Source organism: Stenotrophomonas sp. Steno-C17 (assembly GCF_056393165.1).
Genome location: NZ_JBWJPD010000004.1, coordinates 16356 through 41274, shown reverse-complemented (window position 1 = coordinate 41274; position 24919 = coordinate 16356). Strand labels below are relative to the sequence as shown.

The following is a 24919-nucleotide window of genomic DNA, read 5'->3' as shown; positions in this document are numbered from 1 at the left end:
GCTCGTCCACAACCGGAGCTACTGCATGAACGCTGTTGCCAAGTCCTTCTCCACCGAAGGCGACTACAAGATCCGCGACATCACCCTGGCCGACTGGGGCCGCAAGGAACTGGACATCGCCGAGCATGAAATGCCGGGCCTGATGTCGATCCGCCGCAAGCACGCCACCAGCCTGCCGCTGAAGGGCGTGCGCGTGACCGGTTCGCTGCACATGACCATCCAGACCGCAGTGCTGATCGAAACCCTGAAGGACATCGGCGCCGATGTGCGCTGGGCCTCGTGCAACATCTTCTCCACCCAGGATCACGCCGCCGCGGCCATCGCCGCCACCGGCACCCCGGTGTTCGCCTGGAAGGGCGAAACCCTGGAAGAGTACTGGGACTGCACCCTGGACGCGCTGACCTTCACCCTGGCCGATGGCACCCTGACCGGCCCGGAGCTGGTGGTGGACGACGGCGGTGACGTGACCCTGCTGATCCACAAGGGCTACGAGCTGGAAAACGGCAGCGACTGGGTCAACACCGCTTCGTCCTCGCACGAAGAACAGGTCATCAAGAACCTGCTCAAGCGCGTTGCCAGCGAGCGCCCGGGTTACTGGGGCCGCGTGGTGAAGGACTGGAAGGGCGTCTCCGAAGAGACCACCACCGGCGTGCACCGCCTGTACCAGCTGGCCCAGGCCGGCACTCTGCTGATCCCGGCGATCAACGTCAACGACTCGGTCACCAAGAGCAAGTTCGACAACCTGTACGGCTGCCGTGAATCGCTGGCCGACGGCCTGAAGCGCGCGATGGACGTGATGCTGGCCGGCAAGGTGGCCGTGGTCTGCGGCTACGGTGACGTAGGCAAGGGCTGCGCCGCCTCGCTGCGTGCCTACGGCGCGCGCGTGATCGTCACCGAGATCGACCCGATCTGCGCCCTGCAGGCGGCGATGGAAGGCTACGAAGTCAACACCATCGAATCGACCCTGGGCCGTGCCGACCTGTACGTCACCACCACCGGCAACAAGGACATCATCCGCATCGAGCACCTGAGCGCGATGAAGGACCAGGCCATCGTCTGCAACATCGGCCACTTCGACAACGAGATCCAGGTCGATGCGCTGGTGGCGTTCCCGGGCGTGAAGCACGTGAACATCAAGCCGCAGGTGGACAAGTACATCTTCCCCAACGGTAACGCGATCTTCCTGCTGGCCGAAGGCCGCCTGGTGAACCTGGGCTGCGCCACCGGCCACCCGAGCTTCGTCATGTCCAACTCGTTCGCCAACCAGACCCTGGCCCAGATCGACCTGTGGGCCAACAAGGACAGCTACGAGAAGAAGGTCTACCTGCTGCCCAAGCACCTGGACGAAGAAGTGGCCCGCCTGCACCTGGAAAAGATCGGTGTGAAGCTGACCACCCTGACCCAGGAACAGGCCGATTACATCGGCGTGCCGGTGCAGGGCCCGTTCAAGCCGGACCACTACCGCTACTGATCGTGCCGGGGTCGGATCCCTTTCCGCAGGAAAGGGCTCTGCCCCCCAACGACGCACACAGAACGGGCGCCTTCGGGCGCCCGTTCTGCGTTCCGCGCGCCCTGTCACAGAGCCCTACCAAGTCGCTTGCTACGCTTTCCCCCCCCTGCGGCCCCCGCCGCAGGTGTTCCAGTGCCCAGCCCGCCTCGTGCGGCCGCCACGGCGCCCCCCGTTCCATGGTTCGCCCCATGCCTGCCGCCCGCAGGCCATGCGCCAGGACGCAGACATCAAAGGATCGACATGCAGCGCAGCAGTGAACGTATGACCCGGGCCCTGAAGCCCCTGATGACCCTGTGCTGGGTGGCCCTGCTGGCCGCCTGCACCCCGCCGTCCGGCGACGCCCAGGCCACCGCCCCGGCGGCAGCCAGCGAAGCGGCCAGCGCCGACGGCAAGACCGCCACCGCCCCGGCCGCCGCCCCCGCAGGCAGTGCCGCCTGCGCCGATGGCGCATCGCCGGCGCAGACTCTGGTCTGCAAGGATCCGGCCCTGACCGGCCTGGACGCGGACCTGGGCAAGGCCCTGGCCGCCGCACAGGCCACCCTGGACAGTGCGGGCCAGGCCAGGCTGCAGGCCGAGCAGCAGCGCTGGATCCAGCACACGCGCGACCTGTGCGGCGACGCACAGTGCCTGCAGCAGGTGTTCGCCGACCGCATCCAGGTGCTGACCGCCACCCGTGACGGCCTGGTCGACCAGGATGCCTGCGAAACGCCCGACGGCCAGAAGCAGTGCGTGGACACGCTGGTCCTGCGCGACCCCAACAGCCAGCTGGCAGCCTTCAACACGCTGCTGGGCGAGAACGGCCAGGAAGGCCGCCTGCTGGGCTGCAGCGCCGCCACCAACATGGGCGGTGGCCCCAACGCCCTGCTGGCAGCCAACTGCACCCAGGAAACCACCGCCGGCAAGCGCAACGTGCAGCTGTGCAGCAACCAGATGGTCGGCCAGTTCGCGCTGGAGCCGGCACCGGCCGCCTACGGCACCCAGGCCACCCGCCAGCTGCTGGGCTTCACCCAGCAGCACTGCGCCGGCTGATATGCGCCGGGCGCGCCCGGCTCTTTTCCCTCTTTGAAGGACCATGACCATGGCAACGGATTCCACGCTTACCCGCGAACAGCTGTCCACGCTGTTCCTCAACACCGAACTGGGCGGCAACACCCGCCACCTGGACCATTTCGCATACGCGCAGAAGGGCGCCAGCACCTACTCGTTCGGGCTGGTGCAGTTCGACGTCGGCGGCAACCCGCAGGCCCGACGCTTCCTGCGCGACAACGGCTTCACCGCCGGTGACATCGAACTGCTGTCGCAGCAGGGCGGGCTGAGCACCCAGCAGCTGGCGGCGCTCGACGCCAAGCTGCAGGCCATTCCGCAGGCGAAGATGGACGAGCTCACCAACGCCAAGCTGGACAGCGCCATCGAGCGCGTCGACGATGCCATCGCCAAGGTGCGTGCCACCAACCCGGCCGCCGCCGATGCCATCGCGGCGAACCCGGAGCTGCAGCTGGCGATGGCTGACTACGACAACCAGTTCGGCAGCATGGGCCCGCAGTTCATCAACTATCTGGCCGGCAACGCGGAAAAGCTGCAGGGCGGCACCATCCAGGCCGGCAATCCGCCGACCCGCGGCGACGTGCAGAACTTCGTCGATGCCACCAAGTACGGCATCCAGGCGCCGGGCGCCGTGGCCAGCCGCGATGAGCGCTTCGACCGGGCCATGACCCAGATCGGCATCACCCCCACCCATGCCCCCTCGCACGGTTCGCCCGGCACGCCTGCGGGCAACGGCGTGCTGGTCAACGGCAGCAAGGGCGATGAGGTGCAGGCCATGCAGCAGAAGCTGTCCGACCTGGGCTACCTGGGCAAGGACGGCAAGCCGCTGGTGGCCGATGGCGATTTCGGCCCCGGCACCCTGGAAGCGGTCAAGCAGTTCCAGCGCGACCACCAGCTGACGGTCGACGGCAAGGCCGGCGGTGGCACCCTGGGCGCGCTGGATGCAGCCACCCAGCAGCGCACGCAGGCGGCCGAACAGGAACGCGCCGCGGCCGAACCGACCATGGCCACCCCGGGCCACGCCGACAACCCGCGTTACCAGCAGGTCGTGGAAAAGCTGGAAGCGCTGGAAGAACAGCGCCGCCAGGGCGGCCTGTCGCCGCTGTTCAATGACCGCAACCAGCTCGAGAACGCTGCTGGCCAGGTGGCTTACGAGTCCAAGGTGGCCGGCATGAGCCAGGTAGACACCGTTCTCGCGCGGCCGGACAACCAGGGCGTGTTCGCGGTGCAGGGCCAGCTTGGCGATCCCGCCATGCACCGCACCTACGTCGACCTGTCACAGGCGGTGAACCAGAACCTGCAGGACAGCACGCGGCAGAGCCAGGCGCTGGACAACGACCTGTCGCAGCGGCAGACCCAGGAACAGATGCAGACCCAGCAGTCGATGTCGCGCTGATCCCGCGCATCGGGGTCGGATCCCTTTCCAGCGGAAAGGGCTCCGACCCCATGGCCTGGATCTACATGCGCTGCCGGTCATCGTGCAGCGCAGTCTGGCACCGTGCGGCGAAGTCGCGCCGCCAGGCCTCCAGGTCGAAGCCTTCGCGCTGCTGGAAGGAAACAGTCTCGCTGCTCAACGCGTAGCAGCGGTTCTGGCTCACGCGCAGTGCCGCCAGCGTATCTCCCGCATCCCAGCACTGATCGATGCACGCCTGCATCAGCGCATAGTCCGGGTTGGTCTTGGCACCACCGAAGGCGAACCCCATCTGCTGGGCCATCGCCAGCACAGGATCGCCGGCCGCATCGGCAGCCCGAAGCAGGCGCAGCACGCCGGGTTCGGGAATGCCGAATGCCCAGTTCGCCAGGATCGCCGCACGTGCCGCCGCCACGGCCGCCGCATGCTGGCCCAGGCGCATCTGCTGCCCTGCCAGCATGGCCCACGCGCGCGGCAGTTCCGCAAAGCGGCTGCAGGCAGCTTCCAGCAGCACGATTGCCTGGGCCGGTTCAGCGGCCTGTACATGCCGCTGCGCGCGCTCGATCAAGGGCAACGGCGATTCTGCATCCGGGACCGCGTGCGCATGCGGCGCCCCGCCCTCATCGTCGTCTTCCTCTGCGCCACCGGCATCCAGCCACTGCGCGAAGACATCCAGCGAGGAATGGCGGAAGACCATGCGCCCTTCGTCATGGAACATTTCGCAGACCACGGGCGGCTCAGCCTCGCGACCCAATGGCCAGTACAGACCGAACTGATCACCGTTGCCCAGCGCACCTTCGGCGATCGGCCAGAAGCCCTGCGGTGGGTAGGACCCCGCGCACGGCTCGCTATCCAGGGTCAGGCCATGAAGCAGGGGCGGTGCGCGCATGATGAACTTCCAGACGGTGTGCAGCGCGCATTATCGCAGGGGCCCGCCAGTAGCCTCGGTCAAGGCAGGCCCGCGGCTGCGCGCTACGATGCACGCATGACCCCCGCCATCAATCTGCTCAAGCGCGAGAAGATCGCCCACACCGTGCGCAGCTACGTGCACGATGCCCACGCCGCCTCCTATGGCAGCGAAGCCGTGGAAAAGCTCGGCCTGGACCCGGCGCAGGTGTTCAAGACCCTGCTGGCCAGCACCGACACCCACGAGCTGCTGGTGGCCATCGTGCCGGTGGCTGGCCAGCTGGACCTGAAGGCGCTGGCCGAAGCCGCCCACTGCCGGAAATGCGAGATGGCCGCTGCCGATGCCGCACAGCGCGCGACCGGCTATCTGGTCGGTGGCATCAGCCCGCTGGGCCAGAAGAAGCGCCTGCGTACCTTCCTCGACGCCAGTGCGGAATCCCTGCACACGCTGCATGTCAGTGCGGGTCGTCGCGGCCTGGAGGTGGAACTGGCACCGGCCGACCTGCTGCGGCTGACCGGCGGCCAGTTCGCGGCCATCGGCAAGGCCCGCTGATGCGCTGGCCCTGGTCTGCGGCGCCAGCCCCCCTGCTAGACGATGCCCAGGCCCAGGCGCTGCTGCAGGACCTGCTGTCAGGCGACGGCGGGCGCATTACCGACGCTGCACGCACGCTCGCCCGGCTGTTCGATGCGGCGCCGCTGGATGCGCTGGCGCCGCATGCGGCGTTGATCGAGCAGCGCACCGCGGGCATTGCGCTGGGCGGCATGCTGGTCAGCAACCAGGCGCATCTGAAGGCGGCACTGCAGCGGCTGCGCTACTGGCAGGCGGGCCGTGGCTGCCTGTGTGCGCTCAATCCCGGCTATCCATTCTTCGATCCCCGTCGGCTGATCGAACACGGGCAGATGCAGCTGCTGTCATTGAACCCGTCGGAGGATGGCTGGGGTGATTGCCATACCGTGGCCTGCGCGCACTGCGGCCAGCATTGGCAGGCCATCGACCGCGAGTATCACTACCCTTGGTGGGAGTGGAAAACCATTGAACGGTGAAGCAGCCACGCATGGCGTGGCTCTACTGCATCCACGCATGGCGTGGCTCTACTGGCCTGCCCTTACGGCCGCCAATTGGCGTTGTTGTCCCAGAATTCCACCGAACGCTGGTACGCCTCGCGATCCAGCGGTACGCCGGAACCGCCTTCCTCCACGCCCAGCGCATTGCGCATCATGGTGATCGGTGCCATCGGTACTTCCTCTGGCTCGGCGGTGTATATGCAGCCGACGATGCCCCAGTCGGCCTCGATCGGCGAGCCTTCCTTCGCCAGCTGCTCGGCGCTGTACAGGATCACCACCAGGTAGTTCGCGCGCGGCGATTGCACGCCTTCGAACCAGCGCACCAGGACCGGCAGCTCCTCGCGGTTGCGCGCTTCATAGCCACTGCGCAGCAGGTGCCGGTTGGCCTCGGTGACCGGCACGGTCAGGCAGCGCGTGCTGGTCCAGTTCTCGTAGACGAACAGCTTGCAGAACGGCGCGTAGCCATCCAGCACCTTGAACGGCGCGTGCGCGTTCAAGTGCGCCTGGAACTGCTCGGCGCTGACGTCCTGGATGGTGTTGCCGCGCGGCACGCGCGGAAACAGGCGGGGACGGGCGAATTCGGTGAGGACGATGGACATGGTGTGCTGCGGTTGGAGTATCTGCCGCACAGCGTAACCGCCGCGGCCCTGCATAGGGGCGGCGAAGCAGAGGTCACTGGCGCCAGCAACGCCCTTGCCGCACCCTGCCGGTAACCTCCTGCAAGGATCGCCGGCTCATGGAAGCAGCACGCGCATTGCGCCCCTCCCGTCGTCGCCGCTGGACGCGCCTGGCCTTGGTGTTGGCCGCCGGTCTGGCGACGCTTCCCTTGCTGTTCGCCGCCGCGTTGTTCTGGCCACTGCAGGCACCGCCGAAGCCAGAAGCCGGAAACAGCCGGGTGATCGTGAATGTGCGGGTGCTGGATGTGGTGAAGGGACAGGCCAGCGAGGCCACCACGGTGACTGTACGCGAAGGACGCATCGCCGCCATTGGCGATGCCACCCCCGATCCCGCGCTACCGGTGCTTGATGCCGGCGGCCGTTGGCTGTCGCCGGGCTTCTGGGACATGCACACCCACGCCTTGCAGCTGTCACCCCAGCTTCAATTCCCACTGATGGTGGCCAACGGCATCACCGGCACACGCGATATGATGGATTGCCCGCAGCGCACTGATCCGTTGATCGCCTGCGTGGCCGACAAGCGCCGCTGGACCACCCAGGCCATTGCAGGGCAGCAGGTCGCGCCCCGCTTCGTGCAGGTGGCCAGTTTCTACTTCGAAGACCCTGCGATGCGGGCCGATGAAGCGGTGCGCCGCGCACGCGAATACGATCTACGCGGTATTGATGCACTGAAGGTCTACAACCGGTTGCGCGCGGATACCTACCAACAGCTGGCCATCGAGGCTAAGCGCCTGCAGCGTCCGCTGGTCGGCCACCTGCCCAAGGAAGTTTCGCTGCAGGATGCGCTGCAGGCCGGCCAGCGAAGCTTCGAGCATGCCCACGTGTTTGCCCGTCACTGCTTCGACAATGCCACGCAATGGCGCCACGGTGCGCTTGATGATGAGGATCCAACGCTGCTGGCCGAGCACATCGTTGCGGGTCATCAGCCCGCAGTCTGCGAGGAGGCGTTCGCACTGATGCACGCGCGTGGTGCCGTATTCGTGCCCACCCATGTCACCCGCGAGGAAGATGCGCGCGCCCGCGATCCGGATTTCATCAACGACCCGCGCTTGGCCTATCTGGATCCATTGTCGCGCTGGGCATGGCGCGATGATCTTCAGGCTACCGTCTCACGTTATCCAGGCCCCCGCGGCGATGCCGCGCTGCAGGCGTACTTCCGCCATGGCCTTGCGTTGACCGGTGCCGCCCATCGCGCTGGCGTGCAGGTACTGGTCGGTACCGACACGGGCCTGGGCGGCTTTCGCTACCACGATGAACTGCAGTGGCTGCAGCAGGCCGGCCTGGGACAGGCTGACGTGCTGCGCGCCGCCACACTGCAGGCTGCGCGTCACCTGGAACTGCAGTCCGTGCACGGCAGCGTAGAGGTAGGCAAATCAGCCGACCTGGTGCTGCTCGACGGCAACCCCCTGCAGGACATCCGTAATACCCGCCGCATCCACGCGGTGCTGCTCGCAGGCCACCTTTATGACCGTCCGCGCTTGGATGCGCTGCTGGACCATGCGCGCGCGCAGGCACGCTCACCGGCAGTGATGGCGCGGCTGCTGTGGGGATTTCTCAGCAGCCCGGTCAGTGCCGAGCTGTGAGTGCTTGCTGGAGCTGCCGCCATCCAGGCGCCACGCCCACCCGCGCCAGTTCACATCCATCTTGATGAAGCGATATACTCAACCGCACCCGCCGCCGCCGCCCGTGCCATGACCGCCATCAGCTTCGAGTTCTACCCGCCCAAGACCGATGAGCAGCGCGGCCAGCTGGACCGCGCCGCGGCCAAGCTGAAGACCTACGCGCCCGAATACGTGTCCTGCACCTTCGGCGCCGGGGGCTCCACGCTCAGCTACACCTCCGAAACGGTGCGCCATCTCAACCAGCACCACGGCTTCGAAGCGGCGCCGCACCTGTCCTGCGTGGGCGGCACCCGCCAGGAGATCCGCGAACTGCTGAAGCTGTACCGCGCCATCGGCTGCCGGCGCCTGGTCGCGCTGCGCGGCGACCTGCCGTCGGGCATGGGCTTCCCCGGCGACATGCGCTACGCCGCTGAACTGATCGCCTTCATCCGCGCCGAGCACGGCGATGCCTTCCGCATCGAGGTGGGTGCCTACCCGGAAACCCACCCGCAGGCGTCGGACGCATTGGCGGACCTGAAGCACTTCAAGGCCAAGATCGATGCCGGTGCCGATGCCGCCATCACCCAGTACTTCTTCAATGCCGATGCGTATTTCCACTTCGTGGACGCCGTGCGCAAGCTGGGCGTCACCGTGCCGATCGTGCCGGGCATCATGCCCATCGCCAACTTCAGCCAGCTTCGCCGGTTTTCCGAACAATGCGGCGCCGAAATCCCGCGCTGGATCGGGCGGAAGATGCAGGCCTACGGCGACGATGCGGAATCGGTGCGGGCGTTCGGTGCCGAAGTGGTGGCGGGGTTGTGCCAGCGCCTGGTGGACGGCGGTGCACCGGGGCTGCACTTCTACACCCTGAACCTGGCCAAGCCGACGGTGTCGGTGCTGAAGCTGTTGCAGGGCTGATTACGCACAACTGTGTCGGCTTCGGCGTTACGCTGGGCCCATGAACCTCGCCATTCCCGCCGTGCTGGCTGCAGTGCTGGCCAGTCTGCCGGTGCTGGCCCACGCCCAGGCCTCGCGCTTGAACCGCTGCACTGATGCGCAGGGCCAGAGCGTGTACACCGACCGCCCCTGCGACAGCCTGGGGGCACGGTCGCGGCAACCCCCGCCCACGCCCGCCGGTGCCATCGCACAGCGCGACACGCTGGGGGCACAGTGCCCGCGCCGGCTGAGCGAACTGGTGCAGGCGGTGCAGACCGCCGTGGCAACCGGCGATGTGAACCGGCTGTCGACGCTGTACCTGTGGGGCGCGGTGTCCGATGCCGGGGCGCAGCGCATCCTGGGGCAGCTGGAATCGGTGGTGCGACGGCCGCTGGTGGATGTGGTGCCGGTGTACCCGCGGGAGGTGGTGGATGCGGGTCAGAGCCCTGCTGCGCAGGGATCCGACCCTGAGAGCGCTGAGGCGCCTGCGCGGCGCCATCCGGTGGGCCTGCGGCTGGAACAGACGCTGCCGGGCAGCGCCACGCGCGCGGCCACGGTGGTGGGCCTGCGGCGGCAGTACGGGTGTTTCTGGATCACGCTGTGAGGACGGGGTCGGATCCGCGCGCAGCGCGGCTCTGCCCCCTTCCCGCACCCCATTCCCGCACCCCGCGGGGTCAGAGCCCTTTCCCCTGGAAAGGGATCTGACCCCGCCACGTCACACCGGCCACAGGCCGCGGATGGCGGCGATGCCCTGCGCGCCATGGCGGCGGGCGTCGGCCACATGCTGCGGGCCCATGCCCCCCAGTGCGTAGATCGGCAGCGACACCTGCGCGCGCAGCGCGGCGAAGCCCTCCCAGCCCAGCGGGGTCGCGCCAGGATGGCTGGCGGTCGCCTGCACCGGGCCCAGCACCGCGAAATCGCAGCCCATGCGCTGCGCGGCCTGCAGCTGCGCCAGGTCATGGCAGGATGCGGCCACCAGCTGCCCCACGGGCAAGGGGCGTTCGGCCAGCGCCAGCAGCTGCTCGCTGCCCAGGTGCACGCCTACCCCCAGCGCACGCGCCAGTTCAATATCGCGGTTCAGCAACCACTGCGGCCCGCCCCGCCCGTGCGACCGCACGGCGCTTTCAATCAAGGCCTGCCGCTGCGGGTGCTGCGGCGGCAGGCGCAGCTGGATGCGCGCATGGCCGTGCGCCACCGCCTGCTGCAGCTGCTGCTGCCACTGCTGCGCCATCGCATCGTCTTCGGCCGGCGCTGGCGTGATCAGGTACTGGTCGGGCTGGCGCAGCGCGGCCACCACCGGCAGATCGGCCGGCGGCATGGAATAGCGGCCCAGTTTGTCCGGGGCCACCCAGGTGATGGCCTGGCCCTCGCGACCGCGCGGGCTGCCCTTCCAGCTGCGCACATGGCGCACCTCCAGGGTCAGGTGCTTGTCGGGGTACTGCTGCGGCACCTCCATCAGCCAGTCGCCGATGTCGGCCTCGATGCCCAGCTCTTCGCGCAGCTCGCGTACCAGGGCCTGTTCGGACGTCTCGCCCGGTTCGCGCTTGCCGCCGGGAAATTCCCACAGCCCGGCCATGTCGCTGTTCTCGGTGCGGCGGTTCAGCAGCAGGCGGCCGCGGGCATCGGTGATGACGGCGGCCACCACATGAATGGATCGTTTCGGGGATGGCATGGGGGCAGGATGCCGAATCGGCAGGGCTTCGCGCAATGCCGGCGGCCGGCAGCCAGCGGGACGTCGCCGCGGCCACAACGGGAAAGCCCCGCTTTCGCGGGGCTTCCTGGATCAGCTCAGCTGGCCGTGGCAGTGCTTGAACTTCTTGCCACTGCCGCAGGGGCACGGATCGTTGCGGCCGACCTTGGGCTCGTCGCGCTGGCGCTGCGCCACGCCCTGCTGTGCGGCCTGCACCTGGGCGGCTTCTTCGTCGGCACTGTAGCCACCGGCGTCCTGGTGCTGGAACTGCGACTGGCTCAGGCGCGCCTGCGCCTGCTGGCGCTCGGCCGCTTCCAGTGCCTGCACTTCCTCGTCGCTGCGGATACGCACGCGGGCCAGCAGGGTCACCACTTCGCGCTTCACGTTTTCCAGCATGTCCGAGAACAGCTCGAAGGCTTCCTTCTTGTACTCCTGCTTAGGCTGCTTCTGCGCGTAACCGCGCAGGTAGATGCCCTGGCGAAGGTAGTCCATGCGGGCCAGGTGTTCCTTCCAGCTCTGGTCCAGCACGGTCAGCATCACGTGCTTTTCCAGCGCACGCATGGTTTCTTCGCCCACGCCGGCTTCCTTCTCGGCGAAGTGCTGGTTCACGCGCTCCAGCACCTTGGCGGCGATGGCTTCGGCGTCCAGTTCTTCGTGCGACTTGACCATGTCGACCAGCGACATCTGCAGGCCGAAATCCGATTCCAGGGTGGCTTCCAGGCCGCGCAGGTCCCACTGTTCGTCGATCGAGTTCGGCGGCACGAAGCGCGCCACCACGTCGAAGATCACGTCGTCGCGGATGCCATCGACGTTGTCCTTCACCGACTCGGCGTCCAACAGTTCATCGCGCTGGGAGTAGATCACCTTGCGCTGGTCGTTGTTGACGTCGTCGAAGTCGAGCAGGTTCTTGCGGATATCGAAGTTGTGCGCTTCGACCTTGCGCTGCGCCTTTTCGATCTGGCGGCTGACCAGGCGGTCCTCGATGACGTCGTCTTCCTTCATGCCCATCATGCGCATGGCCTTCTGCACCCAGTCAGAGGCGAAGATGCGCATCAGGTTGTCTTCCAGCGACAGGTAGAAGCGGGACGAACCCGGGTCACCCTGGCGGCCGGAACGACCACGCAGCTGGTTGTCGATGCGGCGCGATTCATGGCGTTCGGTACCGACGATGTGCAGGCCGCCAGCGGCCTTCACTGCATCGTGGCGCTTCTGCCATTCGGTCTTGATCGCGGCCTTCTGCTCGTCGGTCGCGCCCTCGCCCAGCTCGTGGATTTCCGCTTCCAGCGAACCGCCCAGCACGATGTCGGTACCACGGCCGGCCATGTTGGTGGCGATGGTCACTGCGGCCGGACGACCGGCGTTGGCGACGATGGTCGCTTCGCGGTCATGCTGCTTGGCGTTCAGCACTTCGTGCTTCACGCCGGCCTTGCGCAGGTGCTCGGACAGCATTTCCGAGGTTTCGATCGAGGTGGTACCGACCAGCACCGGCTGGCCGCGCTTGGCGCACTCTTCGATGTCGGCCAGCACCGCATTGAACTTGCCCTTGCGGTTCAGGAACACCTGGTCCGGGCTGTCCTTGCGGATGGTCGGACGGTTGGTCGGGATCACCACCACTTCCAGGCCGTAGATGCTCTGGAATTCGAATGCTTCGGTATCGGCCGTACCGGTCATGCCGGACAGCTTCTTGTACATGCGGAACAGGTTCTGGAAGGTGATGCTGGCCAGCGTCTGGTTCTCGCGCTGCACCGGCACGCCTTCCTTCGCTTCCACGGCCTGGTGCAGGCCGTCGGACCAGCGGCGACCGGACAGGGTACGGCCGGTGAACTCGTCAACGATGACCACTTCGCCGTCGCGCACGATGTAGTCGACGTCACGCTGGTAGATGGCGTGCGCGCGCAGCGCGGCGTTGAGGTGGTGGACCACGGTCAGGTTCTGCGCCGCGTACAGACCTTCGGTCTGGCCGTCGAGGATGCCGGCGTCGACCAGCAGCTGCTCGGCGTGCTCCATGCCCGCTTCGGACAGGTGCACCTGCTTGCCCTTTTCATCGACCCAGAAGTCGCCTTCGCCGTCTTCGACTTCCTGCTTGACCAGGTTCGGCACGATGCGGTTCACCCGGATGTACAGCTCCGGGGAATCGTCGGCCGGGCCGGAGATGATCAGCGGGGTACGCGCTTCGTCGATCAGGATGGAGTCGACTTCGTCGACGATGGCGTAGTGCAGGCCGCGCTGGTAGCGGTCGGCCTTGGACAGCGCCATGTTGTCGCGCAGGTAGTCGAAACCGAATTCGTTGTTGGTGCCGTAGGTGATGTCGGCGGCGTAGGCTTCGCGCTTGTCGCTGTGCGGCATGCCCGGGTACACCACGCCCACGCTCAGGCCCAGCCAGTTGTACAGCTTGCCCATCTGCGCGGCGTCGCGGCGGGCCAGGTAGTCGTTCACGGTGACCACGTGCACGCCCTTGCCTTCCAGCGCGTTCAGGTACACCGGCAGGGTCGCCACCAGGGTCTTGCCTTCACCGGTGCGCATTTCTGCGATCTTGCCCAGGTGAAGCACCATGCCGCCGATCAGCTGCACGTCGTAGTGGCGCATGCCCAGTACGCGGCGGCCGGCTTCGCGGCAGACCGCGAAGGCTTCGGGCAGCACCTTGTCCAGGGCTTCACCACCGGCGATGCGCTGCTTGAACTCCGGCGTCTTGGCCTGCAGCTGCTCGTCGGAAAGCTTCTCGATCTCCGGCTCCAGCGCATTGATCTTGGCGACGATGCGGTTGAGCTGGCGCAGCTGTCGTTCGTTACGACTGCCAAATACGCGGGTAAGCAGGCTGTTGATCATTGAAGGAACCGGGTTGGATGGACACAGCGGCCCGGTCGTCCCCCTGGGGATCCGTCCGCCGCAAACGAAACAGGGCGCCTTGCGCCCTGTCGATGGCAACACCCATTGTAGCTTGGGACGGGCGGCAGGGGTTTCAACCCTTGCGCGATGGGGTCGGATCCCTTTCGCCACGGCGAAAGGGCTCTGACCCCCGCGTTGACCCCGGACGAGGGCTCAGCCGCGGCTGACGCGCCCCACCGGCGTATTGCCGCCGTCACCCAGGAACTTGCGCGGGTTGACCACGTTGCCGTTTTCCCAGACTTCGAAGTGCACGTGGGCACCGGTCGAGCGGCCGGTGGAACCGGCCTTGGCCACTTCCTGGCCGGCGCGCACCAGGTCGCCCACCTTCACCACCAGGCGCGAATTGTGCGCATAGCGGGTCACGTAGCCGTTGCCATGGTCCACGTCGACCACGTTGCCGTAGCCGCCCTTCACCCCGGAGAAGCTGACCACGCCATCGGCCACCGACATCACCGGGTCACCGACGCGGGCGTGGAAGTCCATGCCCTTGTGGGTGGCGGCACCGCGACCGAACGGGTCGGCACGGGTACCGAAATTGGACGTGATGTAGGTGTTGCGGATCGGCATGCGCGAGGGCACGGCGTTCTGCTGCAGCTGGTGGTCGAACATCAGCGAGTCCATCACCGACAACTGGCGGCCTGAAGCAGCGAAACGCTGCTCCAGCACCTGTAAGTCGGCGTTGACGTCCTTCACCGGGATGTCCGCGGTCGGGCCGCCGGCATCGCCGTCACCCAGGCCGGGGGTCTCGTTGAAGTCGAATTCGCCATCTTCCAGCTTGCCCATCTGGGTCAGCCGTTCGCCCAGCGCGTTCAGGCGCGTGGCCTGGGCCTGCAGCTCGCCCAGGCGTGCGGCCAGTGCGTTGACCTGGGTCTGCGCATCGCGCTGGACCTTGGCCAGCTCGGCCTCCTGGCGGTCGACCTTGGCCTGCAGGCGCGAGTCGTTCAGCGCGCTGGCGCCGAAGCCGCCGGCAAGGCCGATAATGCAGCCTACCCCGAGCACGCTGCCCAGCAGGGCGCGGGGGCGGTCCTCGAAGTAGAACCGCAGACGCGTGAGCGGCGATTTGGCCTGACGTTCACGCGTTTTGATTACGATCTTTTTGAATGCCATCAGTGAGTTTTCATGTCTGAGCCGAAATCCAGCGTTCGCCCTGCGTCCCAGCCGAAGCCGGCCCTGGATGCAGTGATGGCGGACAAAAGCGGGAACCCGCTGCGGCGTGCCTTGTGGCTCGACGCGCTGGACCGTCAGTTGCGCCCCCAACTGCCGCCCCCGCTGCGCAACCGTTGCCGGTTGGCCAATGTGGACGGCGAACACCTCGTTTTTCTCGTCGAATCCCCGGTCTGGCATGCCAAGTTGCGGCTTGCCGAAGCCCAGTTGCTCGACGCGGCCCGGTCCATCGGGCTGAAGGCCACCAAGGTGACCATCAAAACTGCGTCTCCCACTCCCTCGCGCTCCCCAGCGCACGACAACCGGAATGGCCCCCACGCAGTTTCAGCCGCCACGCACAAAGGGCTACGCGACGCCTTGGCAGCCTTGCAGGATGTCCCCGGTAAAGCGGGAAAAGGGTCCTGATGGCAGCGGAGCATCCGGCTCCGCTCCCCGTCGCGCGTGTCACCGCAGCGTGAAACATTTTCGGGGGCCGGGTCGCATCCTAGCGGCACCCCGTGGTCGAGTCGTTAGATTGGTGTTAAAACAACGTTAAATTCAGGCTTTCAATCGGCCATGTTCACAAAACCGTGACCCGGTGAGCGCATTCACGTCACGCCTTGCCGAGCGGACGATCTCGCCTGCAGAAACGACAACGCCGCCCTCAGGGGCGGCGTCTTTTCATTCAAATTCAATAACTTGAAAGGTCAGGCGTAGGCCGGCATGGCGTACACCACCGGATCTTCCACGCTGGGCGACTCGTAGGTCACCCACTCCCAGGCGGTGGCATCGGCCATCAGCGCCCGCACCAGCTTGTTGTTGAGCGCATGGCCGGACTTGAAGCCCTCGTAGGCCCCCAGCACCTGGCCACCGGCCAGATAGAGGTCGCCAATCGCGTCAAGAATCTTGTGGCGCACGAATTCGTCGGCGTAGCGCAGGCCGTCTTCGTTCAACACGCGGAACTCGTCCAGCACGATGGCGTTGTCCATCGAACCGCCCAGGCCCAGGTTGCGCTCGCGCATGTATTCCAGGTCGCGCATGAAACCAAAGGTGCGTGCGCGGGAAATTTCCTTGGTGTAGGCCTGCGTGGAGAACTCGATTTCCTGGCGCGACTGCTTGGCCGGAATCATCGGGTGGTCGAACTGGATGGTGAAGCCCAGCTTGTACCCCTCGTACGGGGTGAAGCGGGCCACCTTGTCACCCTCGGTCACTTCCACGGTCTTCAGCACGCGGATGAAGCGCTTGGGCGCGTTCTGTTCCACGATGCCGGCCGACTGCAGCAGGAACACGAACGGGCCGGAGGAACCGTCCATGATCGGCAGTTCCGGCGAGGACAGTTCGACAATGATGTTGTCCACCCCCAGGCCGGCCAGGGCCGACATCAGGTGTTCGACGGTCTGGATCTTGGCATCGTTGCAGGTCAGGCCGGTGCACAGGGTCACTTCGGTGACCAGTTCGGCCTTGGCGGGCACTTCCACCACCGGGTCCAGATCGACGCGACGGAACACGATGCCATGGTTGACCGGTGCCGGGCGCAGGGTCATGTAGACCTTGTCGCCGCTGTGCAGGCCAACGCCGGTGGCGCGGATCGTGTTCTTGAGAGTGCGTTGCTGGATCATGGGGGGCAGACCGGAAGTGACACACTAGATTAACACGCAGGGTCCCGTACCCCGGCTGAAACGTCTGTACAGACGCCGGTGGGACCGCGTGAAGCAAGGCGGCCGGGCCCATCCTGGCCCGGCGCCCGCATTTCAGGACATGGTGGCGCAACCCGGGGGGGACAAGCCCCGGGCTACCCCGCTCAGTCCGCCTGGCGGCGCAGGAACGCCGGGATGTCCAGGTAATCGTTCGGCAGTTCTGCCGCCGCCGGCGACGAAGCGCTCGGCGCCGACGGGGTCGACGCGGCCACGCTGTCGCTGCTGGCACGACGCAGGCCCAGGCCCATGCCACCCACCGCCTTGGACACGGCGTCGCCGCCGTTGTCGAAGTCGCCGAATTCCGGCTGGCCGGTGGTCGCGTTGCGCACCAGCTTGATCGGTGCACGCTCGCCCGGGCGCTGGCTCTTGCTGGCCGAAACGCGGTTCAGGCCGGTGGCGACCACGGTCACGCGCACTTCGTCCTGCATGTCCGGGTCGAGCACGGTGCCGACCACCACGGTGGCATCTTCGGAAGCGAAGCCATCGATGGTGCGGCCGATCTCGTCGAACTCGGCCATGGTGAAGTCGGCGCCGGCGGTGATGTTGACCAGGATGCCGTTGGCACCGGCCAGGTTCACATCGTCCAGCAGCGGGTTCTGGATCGCCGATTCGGCGGCGGCCTGGGCGCGGTCATCGCCACGGGCGGTGCCGGTACCCATCATCGCCAGGCCCATTTCGGACATGACGGTGCGCACGTCGGCGAAGTCGACGTTGATCAGGCCCGGGCGCACGATCAGGTCGGCGATGCCCTGCACGGCGCCCTGCAGCACGTCGTTGGCCGCGCGGAACGCCTGGATCATGGTGGCGTTGCGGCCCAGCACGGTGATCAGCTTTTCATTGGGAATGGTGATCAGCGAGTCGCAGTGCTGGCTCAGTTCCTCGATGCCCTTCAGCGCCACCTGCATGCGGCGACGGCCTTCGAACGGGAACGGCTTGGTGACCACGGCCACGGTCAGGATGCCCATTTCCTTGGCCAGCTGGGCCACCACCGGTGCTGCGCCGGTGCCGGTGCCACCGCCCATGCCGGCGGTGATGAACACCATGTCCGCGCCCTGCAGGGCGTCCATGATGCGCTCGCGGTCTTCCAGCGCGGCCTGGCGGCCCACTTCCGGATTCGCGCCTGCGCCCAGGCCCTTGGTGACGTTGGTACCCAGCTGCAGCTGCAGCTTGGCACCGCAATTCTTGATGGCCTGCGAGTCGGTGTTGGCGGTGATGAATTCCACGCCATCCACGGCCGAGTTGACCATGTGCGCCACGGCATTGCCGCCGCCGCCGCCCACGCCAACAACCTTGATCACCGCATTGGGTGCCATCTTTTCGATCAGTTCAAAATGCGCCATGTCCGTGTCCTCGTTGTATCCGCTTTCGGTGGCATGGGCGTTCAGGCCTCCTGCCTTTGCGCGTCATGTTGCCGTTGCGGCTGTGTGGGTTGTGTGTTGCCTTGAAGCAGTAGTGCGGGTGTTGCAGGTGTTGCGACCGGGCATGCCCGGGTGCTGCAGGTTGCGCGTCAGAACTCGCCGCGGAACCAGGTCTTCAATTTCTTGAACATGCTGCCGGCGCGGCCGGTGGGCAGCGACGGGCGACGCGGGTGTTCGTTCTGGCTGCCCATCAGCAGCAGGCCCACGCCGGTGGCATGCACCGGGTTGCCCACCACCTCGCCCAGCCCGGTCACGTGCTGCGGAATGCCCACGCGCACCGGCATCTGCAGCATTTCCTCGGCCAGTTCGACCACGCCTTCCATCTTCGATGCACCACCGGTCAGCACCAGGCCGGCACGCACCAGTTCCTCGAAGCCGGAGCGGCGCAGTTCCGCCTGCACCATCTCGAAGATTTCCTCGTAGCGGCCCTGCACTGCCTGCGCCAGCGAATGGCGCGGCATGCGGCGCGGCGGGCGGTCGCCCACCGACGGCACCTGGATGCTTTCCTCGGCGGTGGCCAGCTGGGCCAGCGCGCAGGCATAGCGCACCTTGATCTGCTCCGCTTCCGGGGTCGGCGTGCGCAGCATGTGCGCGATGTCGTTGGTCACGTGGTCGCCGGCGATCGGCAGCGATGCGGTGTGGCAGATCGCGCCCTGCACGAACACCGCGATATCGGTGGTGCCCGCGCCCATGTCCACCAGCACCACGCCCAGTTCCTTCTCGTCGGCGGTCAGCACGGCCACGCTGGAGGCCAGCGAGGACAGCACCAGGTCGTCCACCTGCAGGCCGCAGCGCTGCACGCACTTGCTGATGTTGGCCGCAGCCGACTGCGCGCACACCACCAGGTGCGCATGCACCTCCAGGCGCACGCCGGTCATGCCCACCGGGTTGCGGATGCCTTCCTGCGAATCGTCCAGCACGTACTCGCGCGGAATGGCGTGCAGGATCTTCTGGTCGGCGGGAATGGCCACGGCCTTGGCCGCGTCCAGCACGCGATCCAGGTCGCCCCAGGTCACTTCACCGTCGCGGATCGGCACGATGCCCGGCGAGTTCTTGCACTGCACGTGGTTGCCGGAAATGGAGGCGTAGACCGAACGGATCTCGCAGCCAGCCATCAGCTCGGCCTCTTCCACCGCGCGCTGGATCGACTGCACGGTCGATTCGATGTCCACGACCACGCCGCGCTTCAGGCCGCGCGATTCATGTGAGCCGATGCCGATCACTTCGATCGGGTTGCCCGGCGAATACTCGCCCACCAGCGCCACCACCTTGGAGGTGCCGATATCCAGGCCGACGATCAGCGATTTGTCACCCTTGCGATTCATGTCCTTTCCTGCGTCCTTCGTGCCGGGGTGGCCGGCGCGTCGGCCGGGGGCGGGGTGCCCCAGCTCAACGTGAAACCATTGGTATAGCGGAGGTCCGCCCGTTCAATCGGTGCGGCCTGGTTGGCCAGCTGCGGCAGCACGCGCACGAAGCGCTGCAGGCGCGAGCGGGCATCGTCGCGGCCCACCACCACTTCGGTGCCATTGCTCAGCAGCAGCGACCAGCTGCCGCGCGCGTCCATGCTCAACCGGCGCACATCCACGCCGGCCGGCGCGAACAGCGCGCGCGAATCGTTGTAGAGCTTCACCACTTCTTCGGTCTGGCTGTCAGGGCCGTCCAGCTCGGGCAGCTGCAGGTCGGCCAGCTTCTTCGGCGTGGGGAACAGCTTGCCCTGCTCGGACAGCAGGCGGTCGTTGCCCCAGCGGGCGAACGGCTTGTGCTCGACCAGGGTCACTTCCAGCACATCCGGCCACTGCTTGCGCACGCGCGCGCTTTCCACCCAGGGCAGCTTTTCCAGCGCGTCCTGCGCGTCCTGCAGCTTCACCGCGAAGAAGCCGGCGTGTGCATACGGCAGCAGCACCTGCTGCAGCTGCTCCGGCGGCACGCGCTTGAATTCACCGTGCACGCGCAGCTTCGCCAGCGGCCAGCGCTCGGCGCCAACCCAGCCATTGACCACGGCCACCACCGGCAGTGCAACCACCGACAGCGCCAACAGCCAGACGAAGATGCGCAGCACCGCGTTCATGCGTGCGATGCCTCCAGGGTCTGTTCCAGCACGCGCCACACCAGTTCCTCGAAACCGATGCCGGCCTGGCGCGCTGCCTTGGGCACCAGCGAATGGCTGGTCATGCCCGGGGCGGTGTTCACTTCCAGCAGGAAGAAGCGGCCGCTGGCGCGGTCACGCATCACGTCCACCCGGCCCCAGCCACGGCAGCCCGCCGCGCGGAAGGCGGCCAGCGCGATGCGGCCGATCTCTTCCTCGTCGGCGCCGTCCAGGCCCGGGCACAGGTACTGGGTGTCTTCAGCGATGTACTTGGCGTTGTAGTCGTACCACTGGCCCTTGGGCACGATGCGGATCGACGGCAGTGCCACGTCGCCCAGGATGGCCACGGTCAGTTCGTCGCCCAGCACCATCTGTTCCATCAGCAGCTGGCCGTCGTAGCGCGCGGCCAGGGCCACCGCTTCGTCCAGGCCGGCGTCGTCGGTCACCCGGCTGATGCCCACGCTGGAACCTTCGTTGGCCGGCTTGACCACCACCGGCAGGCCGAGTTCGGCCGCGTTGGCGTGCACGTTCTCGGCGGTCACCTTGCGGTACTGCGGGGTCGGCAGGCCCAGCGACAGCCACACCTGCTTGGTGCGGATCTTGTCCATGCTCAGCGCCGAGCCCAGCACGTTGGAGCCGGTGTACGGCACGCCGAAGGCGTCCATCAGGCCCTGCACGATGCCGTCCTCACCGCCACCGTTGTGGCCGTGCAGGATGTTGAACACACGGTCGATGCCGCCGGCGGCCAGCGCCTTGGCCAGCGCCGGAATGCCATCGACAGCGAACGCATCGACGCCGCGCGCCTGCAGCGCTTCCAGCACATTGCGGCCGGAATCGAGCGAGACCTCGCGTTCACTGGACGTGCCGCCCAGCAGCACGGCCACGCGGCCGAACACGGCCGGGTCGGTGCTGCGCAGCGGCGGGAAGGTCAGCGTGCTCACGCCTGGCCCTCCACCTTGAAGCCTTCCACCGCGATCTGGCTGGCGACGGCACCAATGTCGCCGGCGCCCATCATCAGCAGCAGGTCACCGTCCTGCAGCACGTCCGGCAGCACGCTGGCCAGCTCGGCGGCCTTGCCCACCACCACCGGTTCGCTGCGGCCGCGCGCACGGATGGCGCGGGCCAGCGCATGCGAATCGGCACCGGCAATCGGTTCCTCACCGGCCGGGTAGACCTCGCTCAGCACCAGCGCATCCACGCTGGACAGCACCGCCGCGAACTTGTCGAACTGGTCGCGGGTACGGCTGTAGCGGTGCGGCTGGAAGGCCACCACCAGGCGCTTGTCGGTCCATCCGCCGCGTGCCGCGGCGAACACCGCCTCCAGCTCGCTGGGGTGATGACCGTAGTCGTCGATGATGCGCACCTTGGCGCCGCTGGCGGTGGTCACTTCGCCCAGATCGTTGAAGCGACGGCCGACGCCGGCAAAGCTTTCCAGCGCACGCGCGATCGCGTCCGGCGCCACGCCCAGCTGCCAGCCCACCGCCGCAGCGGCCAGCGCGTTCAGCACGTTGTGCTTGCCCGGCAGGGCCAGCACCACTTCCTGACTGGTGCCCTGCGGCAGGCGCAGGGTGAAGCGCATGCGCGAACCTTCCTGCACCACGTTTTCCGCACGCACATCGGCCTGCGGGCTCATGCCGTAGCTCATCACGTGGCGCGGGGTCTTGGCGGCCAGCGCGGCCACTTCCGGGTCGTCGATGCACAGCACGGCCAGGCCATAGAACGGCAGGCGCTGCAGGAATTCGGCGAACGCGGCCTGCACGCGGGCAAAATCGTTGCCGTAGTTCTCCAGATGATCGGCATCGATGTTGGTGATGATCGACATCAGCGGGTTCAGGCGCAGGAAGCTGCCATCGCTTTCGTCGGCCTCGGCCACCAGCCACTGGCCACCGCCCAGCTTGGCGTTGGCACCGGCGGCCAGCAGCTGGCCACCGATCACGAACGTCGGGTCCAGGCCACCTTCGCTCAGCACCGCCGCCGTCAGGCTGGTGGTGGTGGTCTTGCCATGGGTGCCGGCCACGGCAATGCCGCGGCGGAAGCGCATCAGCTCGGCCAGCATCGCCGCGCGCGGCATGATCGGAATGCGCTGGCTGCGGGCTTCCATCAGCTCCGGGTTGTCTTCACGGATGGCGCTGGACACCACCACGCAGTCGGTACCCAGCACGTTGGCCGCCGAATGGCCGCGCATGATGCGCGCACCCAGCCCGGCCAGGCGGCGGGTGGCTGCATTGTCGGCGTTGTCCGAACCGGACACTTCGTAGCCCAGCGTCAGCATCACTTCGGCGATGCCGCTCATGCCGGTGCCGCCGATGCCGACGAAATGCACGCGCGGGAACGCGCGCACCAGATCGTTGGTGTCATGCAGGCGGCGGATCATGCGCGGCCTCGCGGGTGGCAGGCGCTATGGCAGGCCTTCTTCATACTGCTTCCTCAAGAATGATATCGGCGATGCGCTCGGCGGCATCGACCTTGGCCAGGGCACGCGCGGCTTGCGCCATCTGCATGCGGCGGGCGGGATTTTCGGACAGTTCGCGCAGCAGTGCGGCAATGCCGTCGGCCAGCGTTCCGTCCTGCTTCAGCAACACGGCCGCGTTGCGCTCCACCAGGTACTCCGCGTTGCGGGTCTGGTGGTCATCAACGGCGGCGGGGAATGGCACCAGCACACTGCCCACGCCCACCGCGCACAGTTCGGCCAGGGTGGACGCGCCGGAACGGCACACCACCAGGTCAGCCCAGGCGAAGGCATCGGCCATGTCGGCAATGAACGGGGTGATTTCAGCCTGCACGCCGGCCTTGGCATACGCCTCGACCGCTTCGGCATGCATCTTCTCGCCGCTCTGGTGGCGCACCTGCACCGGCATGTCGGCCCCCAGCGCGGCAATCGCCTGCGGCACGCCGGTGTTCAGCGCACGCGCGCCCTGGCTGCCACCGACCACCAGCACGCGCAGCGGACCGTGGCGGTCGGCGAAGCGCTGTTCCGGCGGTGCAATGGCGCCGATCTCCGCGCGCACCGGGTTACCGACGAACTCCTCGCCCTTGGCGAAGGTGCCGGGGAAGCCGGTCAGCAGGCGGCGCGCATAGCGCGACAGGATGCGGTTGGTCAGGCCCGGCGCACGGTTCTGTTCGTGCACGATCAGCGGCAGGCCATGCAGGCGCGTGGCCATGCCACCGGGACCGGAGGCGAAGCCACCGAAGGCAACCACCGCACGCGGCTGGCGCTTGCGGATGATCATGCCGGCCGCGCGCAGTGCGCGCATCAGCCGCCACGGTGCGGCCAGCAGGGCCAGCTTGCCCTTGCCGCGCAGCCCGGTGATGGCCAGCGTATCGATGTGGATGCCGTGCTGCGGCACCAGGCGGGTTTCCATCGCGCCGTCGGCGCCCATCCAGGTGACCGGCACGCCACGTTCGCGCAGCACGCGGGCCACGGCCAGGCCGGGGAAGATGTGGCCGCCGGTACCGCCGGCCAGGATCATCACCGGGCGGTTGTTGGCGGTGGTGGTCGGGACAGCGCTCATGACAGCCTCCCGAAGGTCGGTTCAATGCGCGACTGCAGGCGGCTGGTGCCACGCGCAGCCGCAACCGGCGCTGCCGCAGCCGCGGTGCTGGCCGCAGCGTTGGCCACCGAAGGCGACGCGGCCGGTGCAGCCGGGGCGGCCGGCGCGCTGGCCGGTGCCGCCGGCACGCTGTCGTCGGCCGCGCCGATGCGCACGGCCTGGCGGCGCTCGGCGCGCTTCAGTTCGTAGGACACGCGCAGCAGCAGGCCCATTGCCACGCAGGTCATCAGTACCGACGAACCGCCGGAAGAGATCAGTGGCAGGGTCAGGCCCTTGGTCGGCAGGATGCCCAGGTTCACGCCGATCGAGACGAAGGTCTGCATGCTGATCCACAGGCCGATGCCGAAGGCGATGTAGCCGGAGAAGTGGCGCTTCATTTCCACGCAGCGCATGCCCAGCCAGAAGGTACGGCCCACCAGCAGTGCATACAGGGCAATGATCACGCAGGTGCCCAGGAAGCCGAATTCCTCGGCGGTGACCGAGAAGATGAAGTCGGTATGCGCTTCGGGCAGGTAGTACAGCTTCTGCACCGAATTGCCCAGGCCCACGCCGGTCCACTCACCGCGGCCGACCGCCATCAGCGCGTTGGACAGCTGGTAGCCGTCGCCCTGCTGGTCGGCCCACGGGTCCAGGAAGGAGGTGATGCGGCGCATGCGGTACGGCTCGATGATGGCCAGCGCGCTCATGCCCACCAGGCCGATCACCACCGGCATCGACATGCGCGGCATGTTCACCCCGCCCAGCACCAGCATGCCGGCGGTGATCGCCAGCAGCAGGGTGGACGAACCGAAGTCGGGCTGCAGCAGCAGCAGCACCACCAGTGCACCGGCCACGCCCAGCGGCTTCAGCATGGCCGGCCAGGTCGCGTTCACTTCATCGCGGAAGCGCACCAGGTAGCTGGACAGCCAGACGATGTACAGCACCTTCACCGCTTCCACGGTCTGGAACTTGGAAATGCCCAGGTTGATCCAGCGGCGGGCGCCGTTCACGCTGCTGCCCAGGCCGGGAATGAACACCACCAGCAGCAGCGCGAAGCAGCCCAGCAGCAGCACCTGGTTGTACTGCTCGATCGACTTCAGCTCGGTGCGCGCGGCGATGACCGCCAGCACGATGCCCACCGCCAGGAAGATCAGGTGGCGATTGAGGTAGTAGAACGGGCTGCTCATCAGCGCGATCGAACTGGACGCCACCATCACCACGCCCACGCCAGTGAGCGCGATGATCGCGCCCAGCAGCCACTTGTCGTAGCTGCCTTCGATGGCCTCAAGGCGTGTTGCCTGGCGGGACAGGTCGTTCAT

At 67.2% G+C, this 24919-nt stretch carries 22 protein-coding genes; 9 read left to right on the top strand and 13 right to left on the bottom strand.

Annotation, left to right across the window (positions count from 1 at the left end; genetic code table 11):
- Positions 1-25: 25 nt before the first annotated feature.
- The 3 genes from ahcY (at position 26) to AC06FA_RS04905 (ending at position 3950) form a co-directional block, all read left to right on the top strand.
- A complete protein-coding gene (gene ahcY, locus AC06FA_RS04915) occupies positions 26-1471 on the top strand; it encodes an adenosylhomocysteinase (protein ID WP_478067367.1) in 1446 nt (481 codons plus the stop codon).
- 300 nt (positions 1472-1771) lie between these two features.
- Positions 1772-2539 carry a lysozyme inhibitor LprI family protein gene (locus AC06FA_RS04910; protein ID WP_478067366.1) on the top strand — a complete coding sequence of 256 codons (768 nt, stop codon included), beginning with the start codon at positions 1772-1774 and terminating at the stop codon, positions 2537-2539.
- Positions 2540-2588: 49 nt separating this feature from the next.
- Positions 2589-3950 carry a peptidoglycan-binding protein gene (locus tag AC06FA_RS04905; protein WP_478067365.1) on the top strand — a complete coding sequence of 454 codons (1362 nt, stop codon included), beginning with the start codon at positions 2589-2591 and terminating at the stop codon, positions 3948-3950.
- Positions 3951-4011: 61 nt separating this feature from the next.
- Here AC06FA_RS04905 and AC06FA_RS04900 read toward each other — a convergent pair whose 3' ends face one another.
- Positions 4012-4854 carry a hypothetical protein gene (locus tag AC06FA_RS04900; protein ID WP_478067364.1) on the bottom strand — a complete coding sequence of 281 codons (843 nt, stop codon included), beginning with the start codon at positions 4852-4854 and terminating at the stop codon, positions 4012-4014.
- A gap of 96 nt (positions 4855-4950) precedes the next feature.
- Between AC06FA_RS04900 and ybaK the strand changes: the two genes are divergently transcribed.
- Together ybaK and AC06FA_RS04890 are read left to right on the top strand one after the other, a co-directional pair.
- The gene (gene ybaK, locus AC06FA_RS04895; protein ID WP_478067363.1) at positions 4951-5424 is read left to right on the top strand and encodes a Cys-tRNA(Pro) deacylase; all 474 of its coding nucleotides are present in this window, start codon (positions 4951-4953) and stop codon (positions 5422-5424) included.
- Positions 5424-5915 (top strand): hypothetical protein, encoded by a 492-nt coding sequence (locus AC06FA_RS04890; RefSeq protein WP_478067362.1) that lies wholly within the window; start codon positions 5424-5426, stop codon positions 5913-5915. The genes ybaK and AC06FA_RS04890 overlap by 1 nt, the downstream gene beginning before the upstream one ends.
- 62 nt (positions 5916-5977) lie before the next feature.
- Here the strand turns inward: AC06FA_RS04890 and AC06FA_RS04885 are convergent, their stop codons facing one another.
- Positions 5978-6535, bottom strand: a complete 558-nt coding sequence (locus AC06FA_RS04885) for a DUF3228 family protein (protein ID WP_478067361.1) — start codon at positions 6533-6535, stop codon at positions 5978-5980.
- 137 nt (positions 6536-6672) lie between these two features.
- Here AC06FA_RS04885 and AC06FA_RS04880 point away from each other — a divergent pair, with 137 nt between their 5' ends.
- The 3 genes from AC06FA_RS04880 to AC06FA_RS04870 all read left to right on the top strand — a co-directional run bounded on the left by AC06FA_RS04880 (position 6673) and on the right by AC06FA_RS04870 (position 9754).
- Positions 6673-8196, top strand: coding sequence for an amidohydrolase family protein (locus AC06FA_RS04880; RefSeq protein ID WP_478067360.1), 1524 nt, complete (start codon positions 6673-6675; stop codon positions 8194-8196).
- 108 nt (positions 8197-8304) lie between these two features.
- A complete protein-coding gene (metF, locus tag AC06FA_RS04875; RefSeq protein ID WP_478067359.1) occupies positions 8305-9132 on the top strand; it encodes a methylenetetrahydrofolate reductase [NAD(P)H] in 828 nt (275 codons plus the stop codon).
- Between the two features lie 40 nt (positions 9133-9172).
- Positions 9173-9754, top strand: coding sequence for a DUF4124 domain-containing protein (locus AC06FA_RS04870; RefSeq protein WP_478067358.1), 582 nt, complete (start codon positions 9173-9175; stop codon positions 9752-9754).
- A gap of 111 nt (positions 9755-9865) precedes the next feature.
- On the opposite strand, the gene AC06FA_RS04865 is transcribed toward AC06FA_RS04870, so the two are convergent.
- The 3 genes from AC06FA_RS04865 to AC06FA_RS04855 form a co-directional block, all read right to left on the bottom strand.
- The gene (locus AC06FA_RS04865; protein WP_478067357.1) at positions 9866-10822 is read right to left on the bottom strand and encodes a Nudix family hydrolase; all 957 of its coding nucleotides are present in this window, start codon (positions 10820-10822) and stop codon (positions 9866-9868) included.
- Between the two features lie 111 nt (positions 10823-10933).
- Complete coding sequence (secA, locus tag AC06FA_RS04860; protein WP_478067356.1) at positions 10934-13666, bottom strand: preprotein translocase subunit SecA; 2733 nt, start codon at positions 13664-13666, stop codon at positions 10934-10936.
- Between the two features lie 213 nt (positions 13667-13879).
- Positions 13880-14833 carry a M23 family metallopeptidase gene (locus tag AC06FA_RS04855; RefSeq protein WP_478067355.1) on the bottom strand — a complete coding sequence of 318 codons (954 nt, stop codon included), beginning with the start codon at positions 14831-14833 and terminating at the stop codon, positions 13880-13882.
- A 12-nt stretch (positions 14834-14845) separates the two neighbouring features.
- Between AC06FA_RS04855 and AC06FA_RS04850 the strand changes: the two genes are divergently transcribed.
- Positions 14846-15295 carry a DciA family protein gene (locus tag AC06FA_RS04850; RefSeq protein ID WP_478067354.1) on the top strand — a complete coding sequence of 150 codons (450 nt, stop codon included), beginning with the start codon at positions 14846-14848 and terminating at the stop codon, positions 15293-15295.
- 281 nt (positions 15296-15576) lie between these two features.
- On the opposite strand, the gene lpxC is transcribed toward AC06FA_RS04850, so the two are convergent.
- From lpxC to ftsW, 8 genes are all read right to left on the bottom strand, one after another.
- Complete coding sequence (gene lpxC / locus AC06FA_RS04845) at positions 15577-16488, bottom strand: UDP-3-O-acyl-N-acetylglucosamine deacetylase (RefSeq protein ID WP_108748534.1); 912 nt, start codon at positions 16486-16488, stop codon at positions 15577-15579.
- Between the two features lie 182 nt (positions 16489-16670).
- Positions 16671-17906, bottom strand: coding sequence for a cell division protein FtsZ (gene ftsZ, locus AC06FA_RS04840; protein ID WP_108748533.1), 1236 nt, complete (start codon positions 17904-17906; stop codon positions 16671-16673).
- A gap of 167 nt (positions 17907-18073) precedes the next feature.
- Positions 18074-19309, bottom strand: coding sequence for a cell division protein FtsA (ftsA, locus tag AC06FA_RS04835; protein WP_079220634.1), 1236 nt, complete (start codon positions 19307-19309; stop codon positions 18074-18076).
- Positions 19306-20052, bottom strand: coding sequence for a cell division protein FtsQ/DivIB (locus AC06FA_RS04830; protein WP_108748532.1), 747 nt, complete (start codon positions 20050-20052; stop codon positions 19306-19308). Before AC06FA_RS04830 ends, ftsA begins: the two co-directional genes overlap by 4 nt.
- Positions 20049-21011, bottom strand: a complete 963-nt coding sequence (locus AC06FA_RS04825) for a D-alanine--D-alanine ligase (protein WP_343653300.1) — start codon at positions 21009-21011, stop codon at positions 20049-20051. Before AC06FA_RS04825 ends, AC06FA_RS04830 begins: the two co-directional genes overlap by 4 nt.
- Positions 21008-22444, bottom strand: a complete 1437-nt coding sequence (gene murC, locus AC06FA_RS04820) for a UDP-N-acetylmuramate--L-alanine ligase (protein WP_108748530.1) — start codon at positions 22442-22444, stop codon at positions 21008-21010. The genes AC06FA_RS04825 and murC overlap by 4 nt, the downstream gene beginning before the upstream one ends.
- Before the next feature lie 40 nt (positions 22445-22484).
- Positions 22485-23582, bottom strand: a complete 1098-nt coding sequence (gene murG / locus AC06FA_RS04815; RefSeq protein ID WP_478067353.1) for an undecaprenyldiphospho-muramoylpentapeptide beta-N-acetylglucosaminyltransferase — start codon at positions 23580-23582, stop codon at positions 22485-22487.
- Positions 23579-24919, bottom strand: coding sequence for a putative lipid II flippase FtsW (gene ftsW, locus AC06FA_RS04810; RefSeq protein ID WP_478067352.1), 1341 nt, complete (start codon positions 24917-24919; stop codon positions 23579-23581). The genes murG and ftsW overlap by 4 nt, the downstream gene beginning before the upstream one ends.

Excerpts from the sequence above, each read along its gene's own strand:
- ahcY (WP_478067367.1), top strand. The coding sequence starts at position 26 with ATGAACGCTGTTGCCAAGTCCTTCTCCACCGAAGGCGACTACAAGATC.
- AC06FA_RS04910 (WP_478067366.1), top strand. The coding sequence starts at position 1,772 with ATGACCCGGGCCCTGAAGCCCCTGATGACCCTGTGCTGGGTGGCCCTG.
- AC06FA_RS04905 (WP_478067365.1), top strand. The coding sequence starts at position 2,589 with ATGGCAACGGATTCCACGCTTACCCGCGAACAGCTGTCCACGCTGTTC.
- AC06FA_RS04900 (WP_478067364.1), bottom strand. The coding sequence starts at position 4,854 with ATGCGCGCACCGCCCCTGCTTCATGGCCTGACCCTGGATAGCGAGCCG.
- ybaK (WP_478067363.1), top strand. The coding sequence starts at position 4,951 with ATGACCCCCGCCATCAATCTGCTCAAGCGCGAGAAGATCGCCCACACC.
- AC06FA_RS04890 (WP_478067362.1), top strand. The coding sequence starts at position 5,424 with ATGCGCTGGCCCTGGTCTGCGGCGCCAGCCCCCCTGCTAGACGATGCC.
- AC06FA_RS04885 (WP_478067361.1), bottom strand. The coding sequence starts at position 6,535 with ATGTCCATCGTCCTCACCGAATTCGCCCGTCCCCGCCTGTTTCCGCGC.
- AC06FA_RS04880 (WP_478067360.1), top strand. The coding sequence starts at position 6,673 with ATGGAAGCAGCACGCGCATTGCGCCCCTCCCGTCGTCGCCGCTGGACG.
- metF (WP_478067359.1), top strand. The coding sequence starts at position 8,305 with ATGACCGCCATCAGCTTCGAGTTCTACCCGCCCAAGACCGATGAGCAG.
- AC06FA_RS04870 (WP_478067358.1), top strand. The coding sequence starts at position 9,173 with ATGAACCTCGCCATTCCCGCCGTGCTGGCTGCAGTGCTGGCCAGTCTG.
- AC06FA_RS04865 (WP_478067357.1), bottom strand. The coding sequence starts at position 10,822 with ATGCCATCCCCGAAACGATCCATTCATGTGGTGGCCGCCGTCATCACC.
- secA (WP_478067356.1), bottom strand. The coding sequence starts at position 13,666 with ATGATCAACAGCCTGCTTACCCGCGTATTTGGCAGTCGTAACGAACGA.
- AC06FA_RS04855 (WP_478067355.1), bottom strand. The coding sequence starts at position 14,833 with ATGGCATTCAAAAAGATCGTAATCAAAACGCGTGAACGTCAGGCCAAA.
- AC06FA_RS04850 (WP_478067354.1), top strand. The coding sequence starts at position 14,846 with ATGTCTGAGCCGAAATCCAGCGTTCGCCCTGCGTCCCAGCCGAAGCCG.
- lpxC (WP_108748534.1), bottom strand. The coding sequence starts at position 16,488 with ATGATCCAGCAACGCACTCTCAAGAACACGATCCGCGCCACCGGCGTT.
- ftsZ (WP_108748533.1), bottom strand. The coding sequence starts at position 17,906 with ATGGCGCATTTTGAACTGATCGAAAAGATGGCACCCAATGCGGTGATC.
- ftsA (WP_079220634.1), bottom strand. The coding sequence starts at position 19,309 with ATGAATCGCAAGGGTGACAAATCGCTGATCGTCGGCCTGGATATCGGC.
- AC06FA_RS04830 (WP_108748532.1), bottom strand. The coding sequence starts at position 20,052 with ATGAACGCGGTGCTGCGCATCTTCGTCTGGCTGTTGGCGCTGTCGGTG.
- murC (WP_108748530.1), bottom strand. The coding sequence starts at position 22,444 with ATGATCCGCCGCCTGCATGACACCAACGATCTGGTGCGCGCGTTCCCG.
- murG (WP_478067353.1), bottom strand. The coding sequence starts at position 23,582 with ATGAGCGCTGTCCCGACCACCACCGCCAACAACCGCCCGGTGATGATC.
- ftsW (WP_478067352.1), bottom strand. The coding sequence starts at position 24,919 with ATGAACGACCTGTCCCGCCAGGCAACACGCCTTGAGGCCATCGAAGGC.